The 12,557-nt window shown below is 66.1% G+C and carries 11 protein-coding genes; 3 read left to right on the plus strand and 8 right to left on the minus strand.

The features are described 5' to 3' along the window. Positions 1 to 56 precede the first annotated feature (56 nt). The 3 genes from AB0O89_RS00785 to AB0O89_RS00795 form a co-directional block, all read right to left on the minus strand. Entirely contained in the window at positions 57 to 3,515 is a 3,459-nt protein-coding gene (locus AB0O89_RS00785; RefSeq protein WP_363493331.1) for an SNF2-related protein, read from the minus strand. Further along, the gene (locus AB0O89_RS00790; RefSeq protein WP_363493333.1) at positions 3,512 to 7,498 is read right to left on the minus strand and encodes a hypothetical protein; all 3,987 of its coding nucleotides are present in this window, start codon (positions 7,496 to 7,498) and stop codon (positions 3,512 to 3,514) included. Before AB0O89_RS00790 ends, AB0O89_RS00785 begins: the two co-directional genes overlap by 4 nt. Before the next feature lie 404 nt (positions 7,499 to 7,902). Further along, positions 7,903 to 8,502: a dual specificity protein phosphatase gene (locus AB0O89_RS00795; RefSeq protein ID WP_363493335.1), complete on the minus strand. Its 600-nt coding sequence runs from the start codon at positions 8,500 to 8,502 to the stop codon at positions 7,903 to 7,905. Between the two features lie 150 nt (positions 8,503 to 8,652). Between AB0O89_RS00795 and AB0O89_RS00800 the strand changes: the two genes are divergently transcribed. Further along, on the plus strand, positions 8,653 to 9,231 hold the full coding sequence (locus AB0O89_RS00800; protein ID WP_363493337.1) for a sigma-70 family RNA polymerase sigma factor: 579 nt from the start codon (positions 8,653 to 8,655) through the stop codon (positions 9,229 to 9,231). 28 nt (positions 9,232 to 9,259) lie between these two features. Here AB0O89_RS00800 and AB0O89_RS00805 read toward each other — a convergent pair whose 3' ends face one another. Together AB0O89_RS00805 and AB0O89_RS00810 are read right to left on the minus strand one after the other, a co-directional pair. Then, the gene (locus AB0O89_RS00805) at positions 9,260 to 9,631 is read right to left on the minus strand and encodes a hypothetical protein (protein WP_363493339.1); all 372 of its coding nucleotides are present in this window, start codon (positions 9,629 to 9,631) and stop codon (positions 9,260 to 9,262) included. 291 nt (positions 9,632 to 9,922) lie between these two features. Further along, positions 9,923 to 10,192, minus strand: a complete 270-nt coding sequence (locus AB0O89_RS00810; RefSeq protein ID WP_363493341.1) for a hypothetical protein — start codon at positions 10,190 to 10,192, stop codon at positions 9,923 to 9,925. 84 nt (positions 10,193 to 10,276) lie between these two features. Between AB0O89_RS00810 and AB0O89_RS00815 the strand changes: the two genes are divergently transcribed. Both AB0O89_RS00815 and AB0O89_RS00820 read left to right on the plus strand, forming a co-directional pair. Beyond that, positions 10,277 to 10,498 carry a ribbon-helix-helix domain-containing protein gene (locus tag AB0O89_RS00815; RefSeq protein ID WP_363493343.1) on the plus strand — a complete coding sequence of 74 codons (222 nt, stop codon included), beginning with the start codon at positions 10,277 to 10,279 and terminating at the stop codon, positions 10,496 to 10,498. Next, positions 10,495 to 10,863, plus strand: coding sequence for a type II toxin-antitoxin system PemK/MazF family toxin (locus AB0O89_RS00820; RefSeq protein WP_363493345.1), 369 nt, complete (start codon positions 10,495 to 10,497; stop codon positions 10,861 to 10,863). The genes AB0O89_RS00815 and AB0O89_RS00820 overlap by 4 nt, the downstream gene beginning before the upstream one ends. A 111-nt stretch (positions 10,864 to 10,974) precedes the next feature. Here the strand turns inward: AB0O89_RS00820 and AB0O89_RS00825 are convergent, their stop codons facing one another. From AB0O89_RS00825 to AB0O89_RS00835, 3 genes are all read right to left on the minus strand, one after another. Continuing rightward, the gene (locus AB0O89_RS00825) at positions 10,975 to 11,256 is read right to left on the minus strand and encodes a HigA family addiction module antitoxin (RefSeq protein ID WP_363493347.1); all 282 of its coding nucleotides are present in this window, start codon (positions 11,254 to 11,256) and stop codon (positions 10,975 to 10,977) included. A 12-nt stretch (positions 11,257 to 11,268) separates the two neighbouring features. Beyond that, a complete protein-coding gene (locus AB0O89_RS00830) occupies positions 11,269 to 11,547 on the minus strand; it encodes a type II toxin-antitoxin system RelE/ParE family toxin (protein ID WP_363493349.1) in 279 nt (92 codons plus the stop codon). Between the two features lie 134 nt (positions 11,548 to 11,681). Continuing rightward, positions 11,682 to 12,488 (minus strand): hypothetical protein, encoded by an 807-nt coding sequence (locus AB0O89_RS00835; RefSeq protein ID WP_363493351.1) that lies wholly within the window; start codon positions 12,486 to 12,488, stop codon positions 11,682 to 11,684. Between the last annotated feature and the right edge of the window lie 69 nt (positions 12,489 to 12,557).

Genomic DNA, 12,557 nt, shown 5'->3' on the forward strand with positions numbered 1-12,557 from the left:
CTCAAGCCCGGTTCATCGGGCTAACTCTCGATCCGAATCCGCTGCGAGCGCCTCAACTAATCCTCGACAGCTGCTTGAGAAATGAGCCCCTCAGTCTTCGTTCCCTCGACAGCCATCCAGGCGATGAGGCGCACGTCGTCCAGCGCGATTGGAGGAAGCGGTTCGACCTTCTCGGCGGGCTGGATGCCGAATGCGTCGAGCACCTGGATGATCTCAGCCACTACATCCTCCGGCTTCCCGGGCGTGCGGAGCGCAGCTCGCATCGCCTTCCGAGCCTTGGCAGTCGGAACGGTATTGAGGCGCTTTATCGTCTGGAGTTGCGCCGCACCGAGGTGCCCGCCGTTGTTCAGGATGACCTCTCGCGCGTCGCGGAAGGATACCGGGATCTCGGCAGCGAGGGCGTTCGGATCGGTGGCCCGCATCCATTCGTCGTGCGCGTCCTCCTGGGCGAGCGCCCACGCTTCATAGGCAGCGCGGAACGCCTCGCTCGGCAGGGAGCGCGGCCTGTCGGGCTTGCCGGGGTCTGCGGTGACGAGCGAGATCAGGGTGTCGTCGACCACGACTCGACCTTCTTCGTCGGCGACGGGCTGCCAGGCGTCGTCGGCATTCACGTTGCGGAACCAGATGTGTCCGGTGTCGCCCATCTTCATGCAGAACACGAACGAGCGGCCGGCGACGGCCGGGTTCACGAATCCGCTGCCGATACCGTAGGGCAGGTCTTCGAGCCGTCCGCGGAGCGCCTGGTCGGCGTCGAGCGCGTTAGCGAGCCGTCGCCGGTACTCCTCCCCCGATCCCGCAGCCGAGCCGCCTCCCTGCTCGATAAGTTCCTCGATCTCGCCGACGATCGCGTCGGGGTCGTAGTGCTCCTGCGGCGGGTAGTGCGAAACCCCTGGGAGCACCTTCCCCGCGCCGATGGCGGCATCCGCCTGCCGAAGCTTGCGGATCAGGGTCTGCTCCAGCCCGAGGAACTCGTCAAGGTGCTCGGCCGGGAAGAACACGTCGAGTTCGATCGACTTGTGCTGGCTGCCGATGCGGTCGACACGGCCGTGGCGCTGCACGATGCGCATCGGGTTCCACGGCAGGTCGTAGTTGACGATGTGCGCTGCCTGTTGGAGATTCACGCCTTCGGCGAGCACGTCGGTCGTCAGCAGGATGTCGTAGAGGTCTGCCTCGATGGGAGTGCCATCGTCGCGGAGCTGGCCCGCAGTACGGGGCGCGAAATTGGCGACCGCTTTCGCGCGAGTGGGCTGGTCGATGCCGCCGCGCTTGCCCGAGGCGAACTCGCCGATCACCGCGGGGGCGACCCGGCCGCGGTACGCCGCGAGTGGCGAGCCGTCAGGCACCGCGTCCAGCGCAGCGACAAGGCGTTCGTGCAGGTCGCGGATCGTGTCAGCGTAAGTGGAGAACACGATGACTTTCCGCCGGTCGCCGCTGGGGGCGTTCGTCACGGCGGGCTTCTCGGCCTCGGCCGCGATCCGCTCCAGCTCGGCGAGCAGTGCCGCCACCTTCGGCTCGCCGTCGTGCGCCGCCGCCTGAGCGAGCGACTGGAGTTGACGGATCAGCACGAGGTCGCGCTCAACATCCGATGCCAGCAGCTCCGCGTCGTACAACGCGGCAGGCGTGGCCTGATGCTCATCGTCTTCGTCGAGACCGGCGACGATTTCGTCAAGGTCCTCTGACTCGGAGTTCACATAGTCCCGCAGCGCGCCACCGACCAGCACCGTGCCTTTCCCCAACGCCGAGAGGAACGCCTCGTGCGTCTGGATGAGCACACCGAGCGTGCCGGCCAACGCAGTCGGGGAGGATTCGAGGCGCTTGAGTAGCGCGGAGCGCAGCAGCCCCATGTTCGAGACCTCGGTCTTGTTCAGGTCCTCGGTCCTCAGATACCTACTGGGAACGTACCGGGCAAGCAGGAGCCGCCCTAGGTCGCTGCGGCGCACGCTGAACGACGCGACATGCGCCTCATCGTCGGGGATGTCGAGCGCGTAGGTGACCGCATCGACCAACGCCTCGCCCGGCGCATCGAGCTGATAGTCCACGCGACGCACGTCGGCATCGGGGAACTCGACCGGGATCTTCTTGCCGCCCGGCCCGGCGATCGTCTCGCCGCGATAGTTGTCCTTGACGAATTTCCTGGTGCGTCGCACCGCGACCTGATCCATCAGGTCGAACAGGTGCGCGGGCGTCAGCGCCTCCGAGTCGAGCGCCTGCGCGTCGCGGATGTACTTGCGGATCGACGGGATGCCGATGGAGGCGAAGCGCGCGTCGTCGCGGATGAAGTACTTGACCAGGGTCTCCAGGTCGATGAGCGAGTTGTTCACCGGCGTCGCGGTCAGCAGCACGACCTTCTTCGGGTGCCGCCCCGCGAGGATAATCCGATCCAACGCCTCCGAGCGCGCAGCTCCCGCGTTCCGCAGGTTGTGCGCCTCATCCACGATCACCAGCGCAGCGTCCTCGGCACGCTCGTAGAACCCGAGGTGCTCCGGGTGCCCCGGGTCCATGCGGCTGCGAATCTCCTCATAGGAGTGCACCGAGACGCGGCGAGAGATGTCGTACCGCTCCAGCACCGGGTCCCACACCGATGCCTTCAGCGCTGCGGGAGCTGCGACAAGCACACGCTGACGCTGCTGCTCGGTGGCCGCTGCGATCACTTCGAGCGCGAGGAAAGTCTTACCAAGACCCACTTCGTCGGCCACCAGCACGCCGCCGATCTCCTCCAACAGCCGCCGCATCCGCTTCACGCCGTCGGCCTGGAACCGGGTCAGCTCGAAGCGCGTCGGACCAGCCTGCTCATCGTCGAGGTGCTCGCCGTAGCGGGCCAGCAACATGCGGAGGAAGACGCTCCACGGGGTGTGCTCGGCCCACAGCGGCTCGTACAGACCCGCCAGGTCGAAGACTTCGGAGTCGGCCCAGCACTCCTCGAACCAGTCGATCACCTGCGGCGTCGACCCGTGCTGCCCAGACGCGCCGACGTTCAGCTCGGCGTTGCGCGTGAGCCCAGCGTAGGTCAGGTTCGACGACCCCGCGAGATACGCGGGATGCGTCGGATGGTGGCTGATGAACGCTTTGCCGTGCAGGAACCCGCCCGTATAGCGGCGGATCTCCACAATCGGCTCACCGCGCTCGTCGGCGGCACGCAGCCACGCCACGAGCCGCTGCGCCGACTGGGTAGCCCGAAGCTCGAACCCGAGCGCGTCGCGCTCCGCCTTCAGCCAGCGCACATGGTCGGTCAGCGCCGCATCGAGTCGCTTTTGGAGCGTCGCGTCGGCATCCACCGGCAGCAGCGGATCGGGCACCGGGTCGGCCCCGAGCAGGATGCGGATGCGCGGCAGCTTCTCCAACTCATCAGCGAGCAACAGGAACCCTGCCGGGTTGATGTAGGCCGTCGCAATCGCGGCGCTCGGCGGCACCGCAAGCGCCTCCCGGTTGACCCGGAACAGCCGACGCACCTCCTCGCGCACCGTCATCGGCGGCGCGATCCGGTTCGTCGCAAAGACCGGAAGCTGGTCGGTCATGCCGCGTCCTTCCACTGCTCGTAGTACGCGAGCACACGTTCCAGCCGGGCGGCGTAGTCCCAGCCACGATGGAACGTGGCAAAGACGTGCTCGACCTGCTCCTGCGTCAGCCCGTAGAGGAGCGAGACAAGTGCGTCGAGTTCCGCGATCAGCTCCATCTTTGTCGCCTCATCGACGGCCGTCGCGACCTCGACTCCGACCTCTTCGGCCCAGGTCTTGTACCGCTCGTCGACTGCCGCGAGGCGACCTGCAATCACAACCGTCCGAGCCGCGATGGTTGACTCGAACTTCGACCACGGCACCGGGAGCCGAGTCAAGATTCCGAAGGTCAGGTGAAGCTCAACCCACCGCCGTGCACTCCAGTCGAACGGTATCGAGGCCATCACCCCCAACAGGAACGCCTCGTGTCGCGCTGACCCCCGACGGGTGACAACCATGTGAGCGGGATCGACAATTGCTCGCCCAGGCGGCGCAAGGCAAGGAATGGAGGTTCGTGTGTCCGTCGCGCGCGCGATGCCTCGGTACACGATCCGGGCCTGGTCGAGCTGTAGGCGTCCTTCAGGTAGCGTCATGCCCGAATAGGCCGAACGCGAAGTCCGTGCAGCCCCTTCAAACTTTCGTCGGAGGTACGGACGCAGCACATCCACCGGGGAGTACGCGTATGGAACCCCAGCATCTGGGTTCCAAATATTGAAGGAAGCACCGGTACCAACTGGAATGCGTCCGCGCGACTCCTCGACATCGAACTCAAGGACTGGCTTGTCCTTTGTCGCATTCAGGTCTCCCTGGATTAGAGCGAAATCCACGTCAGGCGGAGTGTTGCGGAAGACACCTGAGAGCATCATCGTTCGCAGGACTTGCGCAGCCGCCGTGTCTGGGATCAGCGGGAATGCCGCAGTTTCGGACCACGACCCGAACTCTTCGGCAGGAACCTCCGCCGTAGTGGCAGCTCCCGAAACGAACTCCGACTGATTGAAGAAGGGCCCTGCGAACCGCACGACATGATCCGCGCCGCGCTCCAAGACAGTGAGACCCACCGTGTACTGAGGATGGACGTTTGGAAATACCCACTGCATGTTGTTGGTCAGGAAGCACACGTCAGCGAAAGAACCCCCTGCGAGAACCGAGCGACGCCACTCCGCAAGTGACGCGCCCGAGAGCGCGCCACGGGGCAGAACCAGCCCAGCGCGACCCCCTTCGCGCAACAAGCTCCAGTTCCTCCACCCAAACATCTGGTAGAGATCGAGATGTGCAGCGCCGACTCCAGGGAATGGCCCCGCTGCAATGGCCCGCCGCAGCGAATTGACTTGCTCAATCTCGGCCAAGTATTGCGACTCAAGATCGGGCCGATTCTCACGAAGTTCACGAAGCACAACGATGCGCTTCGACTGCGGCATCGAGCGCAGACCTGGCAAGCGAAGCCCCCACCAGTGATGCTCCGCGACGTGCAACTCCTCCCAGGGCGGGTTGCCCACCAACACGTCGAAACCGGGCCGGTCACGGAGGAACACCTCGGGGAAGAGATACGGCATGTGCGCAGGCTGGAGCCGACCGACGGCCTCGCGCACTTCGCGCATTGCCGCGAGGGCAGTGAACTGCTCGGCGTTCCATGCCTCGTCAATGGTCACGCCCAGGCGCTTGGCGACGGCCACATCGAAGATCGCCTTGGCCGGGGCAGCGGCGTCTCGCGCCTTCGCCAGCATTTCCGCGCCCGCCGCGACTTCGGACTTGTCGGCTTCGGATGCGTTCGCGTAGTCGATGAGGAGGTCGCGTGCGGCCGTCAGCGGTTCACGGATGATCTGCTCGAACAGGCCGTCGGCCTTCAGCGCGTCCATCGCCTCGTCGATGGTGCCGATGCCGGTGAGAGAGTTGGCGAGGACGAGGCCGTGGTCGAGGCTCGACATCGGCAGGCCGGGCACGAAGGTGTGGATCCAGAGGGCGAGCTGCGACAGCTCGACGGCGAGCGGGTTGATGTCAAGGCCGTAGATGCAGCGGCGGGCCACCTGGCGGCGAAGGAGCTGGCCGTCGGTGATCGCCTTTGCGCCCTCCGTGTCCTGCCCGAGTGCCTCGCGCGCCTTCTCCGCGAGGCGTGCGAGTTCAGCCCGCACGCCTGGCACCTCGGTGGCGGTGAGGAAGTCGCGCATGCCGCGCTCGATCTTGTCTACGGCGGCGACGAGGAAGTGGGCGGATCCCATCGCCAGGTCGGCGACGCGGAAGTCGAAGAAGGCGTCAGAAGCTTGGCGTTCCTTGCCCTCGTCCATGAGGGTCTTGATCCGGTCGAGGTGGGCCTTCAGCGCGGGCTCGACCGACCGCTCAATGAGGTGATCCACGACGATCTTCGGCGTGTAGTACGAACCGGTCGCCTTGCGCTCCCCCGAGGCGGAGTGGAAGTACGGGCGACCCGCGGGCGCGACGACCTCATCGTCGTCCTTCGCGGGAACGTATGCGCCGTTCCGGTCGACGGTGAGGTCCTGCTCGGCGAGCGAGAGGCTGGACTCCAGCAGGCCCTCATAGATGGTACCGAACTCGCGCACCTGAAGGCTGCGAAAGTCGACGGGCCCCCGGGTCTGATCGATTGTCTCCTCGCTGAGGAGCTCCCGCAGGGCGGGGCCGATAACGCTGTCGGCAAGCTTGAGGCGCGAAAGCAGGGCACCTTCTTCCGAGGCAGGGTCGAACAGACTCCCGCCATAGGCGGGCACCTCCCAGCGAGAGTTGCCGTGGAAGATCACGTCCCACACTTGGGTGAGATCTGACCAGATAGCTGAAGACTCGGTGGAGAACTGGCCTGGGGCAGTATCGAGCTCGCGGCTGATAAAAGCCTGGAGCGAGTTCGCGTCGTAGTGGTCGTTGCGACCCGCGGGCAGTAGCTCGGTGGCCTCGCCGTATGCCTGGAACAGCAGTCGGAAGAGGGTGCGCATCGTGAGCCGATACGCGGTCTGGAGCCCGTTCGCGTCGAGGGCGAGCCCGAGCGACGGGAGCTGATCAGCAATGGCGAGCGCCACCCGAGGCACCACGCCCTCATACACGCGGTCACGCAGCCGCGTGCCGAGGTCGGCCGCGTACTTGCCCGAGCCTTCGAGGATCTGCTGCGCGGAACCATCCGCGTCCAAAGCATCAGCGGAGAAAATGAGCGTCAAGAGCGCGGCCTGCTCGGGGTCGAGCAGATCGAGATCCAGCTCAAAGTAAGTCTCCGACTGGCCGCGCTGGCCGACGCCTACGCCATCGCGACCGGGATAGAGCCGCAGCGTGGACTTGCGGAGTGCGATCACCCACGGCACATTCTCGCGGCCAGCGATCTCCAGCGCCTTGGCCACGGGCGTGAGCTGGTACGTCGTGGACTTCTGATCGAAGTGCTCGTCGTCACGCAGCAGCACTGCGACAGCGCGGCGCGGGCCGCTGGAAGTGCGCAGGACGAGCAGCCGCTCCGATCCGGCGGGCTCGGCGTCGAACCCGAGCGCGGTGACCAGATCGATGCCGCGCTTGGGCAAGATCGGCATCGCCTTCTGGCCTGCTGACTCCCAATCGGCACGGCGGGGCACGTCACGATTTAGGTGATAGGTGGCGAACAGGAAGTGGTTGGAGAAGCCGTCCGTGCCCGCCGAGGACATCGCCTCCTGGATGGCGCGAATGCGCCCGTGAGCGGCGAGCCCATTGACCTCTTCCAGTACTGACTGGAGCTGGCGCTCCGCCTGCTCGACCGCCAACGGGCGGATGGGCGGCGCCCCCGCGGACGGATAGTAGATCCATACGCCGTCGTGCGTGACGGCCGCGACGATGAAGCCCATTGGTGCCCGCGTACCGCGCGACTTCCACAGGTCGTTCAGCACGCCCTTCGTGGGCCGCGCGACCAGGCGGGCGACACCGACCTGGATCGCTCCTGCCCCGGCGTCATCCCGACCAAGGACGACGATCGCGTCGGTCGCGCCCGCTGGCGCATCCGACCATGCAACCGTGCTCGCCCCTACAAGATTCAAGACGGACACTCGTACTCCCCCACTATCGACATCGGATCATCGCGCCAACGCGGCAAGCCGCAACCGCCCCTCAACCTACCGCCGCAGAGACTTCTCAAGCGACCATCCAACTGAATGCGAGACGCATCGCGGCTGCGGCCGCGACCGAGGCGCCGAGGCGGACTTTGCCTAACGGCGCCCAAGCCCCGGGAGCCCACCTCGTACGACCTTCACGCCACCCACGCTGTATATCGTCCGATCGAATCGTGGGCTCACCTGCTGGCGCTGGATCACGCCGTGTTTCCAGTCCGCTGCATACTCATGAGCAAGTTCGAGCTCAGAGCCTGCCGCGCTCTCACGCCTGCCGCCGTGTCGACTCCTCGCCTTTGTCTCCCGACCTCGTCTGTGTCGACTTTCATTAGCATCGGCTCCCATCACGCCACCCCCGCCGTGCGGATGCGACGGATGACGCGCGCGACATCCATCGCGTTCTCGTGCCGCCACTGCGCGAGGCGCGTGCGCTGGCGGCGCCGCTCCGGGGCGGCCGCGCCCGTCGTGTGGAGCCACCAGTCCAGGGCGTCCTCGGCGTAGGCGGCGAAGGCGATCGGCCGCTCACGGCGGATCAGGTCCAGCGCCTCGATCGGATCCCACCCGAGTGCAAGCAGGATCGCGAAACCCATGCTGGGACCGCGGTTGATGCCCATGTGGCAGTGCGACAGCACCACGTGTCCGCCGGCGATCTGCTCGAGCGCGTAGGCCGTGCCCTCGTCGAACCAGTCGTACGGCATCCGTTGGCCCGCGTCATCCACCCCGATCCAGAGGTAGTCGATCTGCGGATTCTCTTCGGTGACCCAGTCCGCGTCATCCCACTCGGCCCGGCAGTCGATGATCGTGTCGATCCCCGCCGCCGTGAGCTCCGCGAGCTGGGCGCGTGCTGTGGTCATGCGCCTCGTGTCGAGGTCTCCCCCGATCCACAGGCTCGCGGTCAGCCTGCTCGCATTGGCCCTCACGATCGGCACTGTCGTCTTGGTCATGATTCCCTCGTTCCACCGGAGGGGTTGAACACCGGCACGGACTCATACGGCTGTCGTGCACGAACTGGGACAACCAGTCGACGAAATGATGAACGCGCAGTCGGATGTCGCACCCACTCCCTACGCTGAATCCCACGAGGGAGGCTGGCGATGCGCGAGTTCGGCAGGAACGGTACGCACAACCCGAGTTTCGAGGCGGTCGAGCGGGAGATCACGAAGGTCGTCTCCGCGAAATACGCAGGCTGGCCGGCGGCTGATCGTGAGGACCTCGTCACGCGAGTGATGGAGTCGTACTTTCACAGGTTCGGTCGCGACCCGCTACCGCAGGCCGATGACGGAACTCCACTCGTCCCCAAAGCGTGGCTGCGAACCGTGATCACGAACGCGGCGATCGATATGTATCGTCATACGGAGCGTCGGCCGGCCGATCCGGTCGACTTCGCCGGCATCGACGACCCACTCGTCGAAGAGCGCTTGCACCGCGCACTGGATGACCGCTCGCCGAGTCTGAGCACGCTTGTTGCCACGCGCATCACGATCGAAGAAGCTCTGAAGCAGCTGGCACAGGAGCATCCGCGGGACGTCGAACTCATCGTCTGGAGCGTCGTCGCTGACCTACCGATCGACGAGGTCGCACTCCGGGCCGGAATCTCCCGCGACGCCGCGAAGAAGGCTGTACGCCGCGCGCTCGATCGGCTCCGCGACGTGCTGGAGCGGGACGGGCGCTGAACCCGAGCCCGCTCCAGCGCCGCTGCGTTCAGCCGCGGCGGGCGACCCTCCGTTCGGGTACGTACTGAGCGGTGGTGCGCGCGAACTCGCGCTTCCACGACCACTGGTCCATCACGTACTGCGCGAACTCCTCCTCCGAGAACCTGAGTTCCTCGTCGACCGACATCGCCGCCATCGTGAGGATGCGGTCATAGTCGTCAGTGTGGTCCTCAGGCTCGGGCAGCCGGAAGTACTGGTCCACCTGCCCGCCGCGCCGAATGTCGGCAAGGCGCGTCTCCAGCTCCTGGATCCACCGCTCGCGATATCCCTCGAGCGCGCGCTCGAAGACGTCACGATGTGCGTCCCGATTCCGCTGGACGACTTTGATGAACTCATCCCGGTTGACTCGGACAGAATCCATGTGACACTCCCTTCGCTGTGCAGATCACGGTGATCTGCCGCACATTCATGTACGTGCGGAAGGCCGCGAAGGTGACATCGCCGATAGCCGTCGGGCTTGTCTACGCGAATACCTCCACCGAAGCCGTCGCACCCGGGGTGCTCTGCACCCGGGCGTTACAGGTCACGAGCGTGGCGCTCGTGAGTTCGGCAAGTGCGACGTATCCGAGCTCGCCGCCTCACGCGACCATGGCCACAACGACTGATGCGTCGAGCACAACGGGCGCGGGTGCCACGCTATCGGCATCCGTTGTCATCGACGCCCCTCGTGGACAGCAGCGACGATCTCGTCCGCTGTCAGGGCGGGATTCACACTGGCGGCCAGTCGCGCACGCACCGCTGCTTCCGCCGCGCTGGGCGTGCTCGCGATGCGGACGAACTCTGCGCTCAGGAACTCCTGCAGCGACATGCCCGACCGCGCCGCGCGGGCAGCGAGCTCGTCGCGCACCTCATTGGGCACGTTGCGGATCGTGATGTTCACCGGCATAGCGCCAGAGTAGGCGCGGATGCCTGCATTTTGCATGCACTCCTCCCCTGCTGTGTTCTTGTTATCAGGCATCCCCAACTCACTCCACCCGTGATCTTGCTACTTCGGTAGCATCGAAGAATGGTGCACGTGAAAGTCAGCCTCAGCCTCAGCACCGATGACCTCGCGTTCCTCGACGACCAGACTCGAACTGGCGTCTATTCCAGTCGGTCCGCGGCGGTGCAAGACGCCGTGCGAGTGCTGCGCGAAGAACGACTCGCGGATGCCTACGCCGACACCTTCGCCGAACCTGCCGATGATGCGTGGGATGCGGCATCCGGCGACGGACTTGCGCGGCCGTGACAGACCCTGTGCGCGCGTTGCGGCGCGGTCACGTCGTGCTCGTCGATCTCGATCCAACCGTCGGATCCGAAGCCGCGCGAACTCGCCCGGCCATCGTTGTCAGCAACGCGACGGCAAACCTCAGCGCTGCGCGCACCGGCCACGGGGTGATCACGGTCGTGCCGGTGACCTCGAACATCTCGACGGTTCATCCGTTTCAGGTGCTTCTCTCGCCGGAAGAATCGGGACTCCCCCGGCCCAGCAAAGCCCAGGCCGAACAGGTGCGCGCAGTGTCGATTTCGCGCGTGAGCCGCGTCACCGGACGCATCACCGGCGAATCGCTCCGCGCTCTCGACGACGCCCTGCGGCTGCACTTGTCTTTGTAACAGCGCTCAGCTCATCGAGGGTCACGCGGGTGCCGTCATCCTCAGCCTTGGCGTGCCGGTAGGCGGCAACCTCCTGGGCCCACTCGAACGCTTCGAAAGCCTCCACGTTTGTCACGCGACGACGAGGGGCTCGACGTCGTGGCTCTTGCCTTCGAGTTCGCGGGCGAGGTCGAAACTCGTCTGCATCGCCATCCAAGCGCGGGCCGTCCCGACGCCCGCGCGCTCGAGACGGACCGCGAGGTTCGGACTCACCCCGGAGTGTCCGTGAATGACACGACTAAGCGTGACGCGGGAAACGCCGAGTCGTGCGGCCGCTACCGCGACAGTCAGCCCCAGTTCGCCGAGCACGTCCTCCCCGATGATCTGCCCTGGGTGCGGTGGGCTCTTCATCATGATGCTCCTCCCTTAGTGATGGTCCTGGTAGTCGACGAGCTCGACATCCTGCCCGACGAATCTGAAGGTCACTCGCCAGTTACCGTTGACCCAGATCGACCAGTGGCCAGCGAGGTCGCCCCTCAGTTCGTGTGTCCGAAATCCCGGGATCGCGAGGTCCGCGGACGATTGCGCGACATCGAGGAGACCCAGGATGCGAGTGAGCTTCGGCGCGTGTGCCGGCTGGACGCCCCTCTTCGAGTCTGACTCGTAGAGCGCCTGGAGTCCCTTGTGTCGGAAGCTCACGATCACCAGCCGAGCGTATCGCGTATCGCATCGCGATACACGGATCATTCACGACAGGGATCGACCAGCGCGGGGCAGCGGGTGCATTGTCGGCGCGTACCCGACGGCGAACCGGCGATCCCAAGGCGTGAGAGCCCGACTCAGCCCACCCAGAGGGTCGAGAGCACGAGCGCGGCGGGCGCCAGAGGCAGAACCCAGCCGAGGAGTGCGTCGGTGCGGCATCCGTCTGCTCGCTCAGGATCACGGCGGGCACGCCATCCGGTCACGACCCAGACGGATGCCGAGGCCGCCAGCACCAGCAAAGTCACGACGCGAACGGATGCCGCCACCTCGAAGCCGGCGAGGAGGGTCGTGATCTGCGCGAAGGCGATGACACCCCACGGCACGATGGCGACCGCAGATCCGAGGGCGAAAGCGGGACCGCCGAAGCGGCCGGTCGCGGCGCGGTGATCGTGGACGATGAGGAAGAGCGCTCCGGCCGCCCCCAGCGCGTAGATCGGCACGAGACTCGTGACCTCGGTGATGCCGTTCAGCTGCGCGACGAGAAAGGTGCCGACCCCGGCCAGCTGCGAGTATTCGATCCAGCGCCAGGTGTGGCGATCGGCTGCGGCATCCGTGGCGTGACGTCTGCGGACGGCAGGGACGAGCAGCAGCAGGCGCATCGCGGCGACGAACAGCAGCAGTACGGCGATCGCCGCGCCCATCTGGATGCCGGGCCACACGTCGGGCGTCGGAGTGACGACGATCATCATCCCGCCGTCGGCCGGGGCGATTCCGGGTGGGGTGAGGGTCAGTGTGATGAGGGGCGCGAAGCCCGACTGCAGGCTCGAGGCGACGAGGGCGACCGCGGCGAGGATGACGGCAGCAGCCGCGACCGCGAGGTCAGCGCGCGGCACGGGCGGGGTGCCTGTCGGTGCGTCGGCGCGCGGGCGGGTGGGGTTGATCATGCCACTCCTTTTCCGGGCCTGGGTGCGCCGATGTCGGTCTGGTGTCGAGCTTAGGTCGTGTGCGTTCGC

It is taken from the genome of Microbacterium sp. NPDC076895, from assembly GCF_040687115.1.
GTDB lineage: Bacteria > Actinomycetota > Actinomycetes > Actinomycetales > Microbacteriaceae > Microbacterium.

What these genes read in the sequence shown, in the direction of transcription:
- AB0O89_RS00785 (WP_363493331.1), bottom strand. Translation starts at nt 3,515, where the DNA reads ATGACCGACCAGCTTCCGGTCTTTGCGACGAACCGGATCGCGCCGCCG.
- AB0O89_RS00795 (WP_363493335.1), bottom strand. Translation starts at nt 8,502, where the DNA reads ATGACCAAGACGACAGTGCCGATCGTGAGGGCCAATGCGAGCAGGCTG.
- AB0O89_RS00800 (WP_363493337.1), top strand. Translation starts at nt 8,653, where the DNA reads ATGCGCGAGTTCGGCAGGAACGGTACGCACAACCCGAGTTTCGAGGCG.
- AB0O89_RS00805 (WP_363493339.1), bottom strand. Translation starts at nt 9,631, where the DNA reads ATGGATTCTGTCCGAGTCAACCGGGATGAGTTCATCAAAGTCGTCCAG.
- AB0O89_RS00810 (WP_363493341.1), bottom strand. Translation starts at nt 10,192, where the DNA reads ATGCAAAATGCAGGCATCCGCGCCTACTCTGGCGCTATGCCGGTGAAC.
- AB0O89_RS00815 (WP_363493343.1), top strand. Translation starts at nt 10,277, where the DNA reads ATGGTGCACGTGAAAGTCAGCCTCAGCCTCAGCACCGATGACCTCGCG.
- AB0O89_RS00825 (WP_363493347.1), bottom strand. Translation starts at nt 11,256, where the DNA reads ATGATGAAGAGCCCACCGCACCCAGGGCAGATCATCGGGGAGGACGTG.
- AB0O89_RS00835 (WP_363493351.1), bottom strand. Translation starts at nt 12,488, where the DNA reads ATGATCAACCCCACCCGCCCGCGCGCCGACGCACCGACAGGCACCCCG.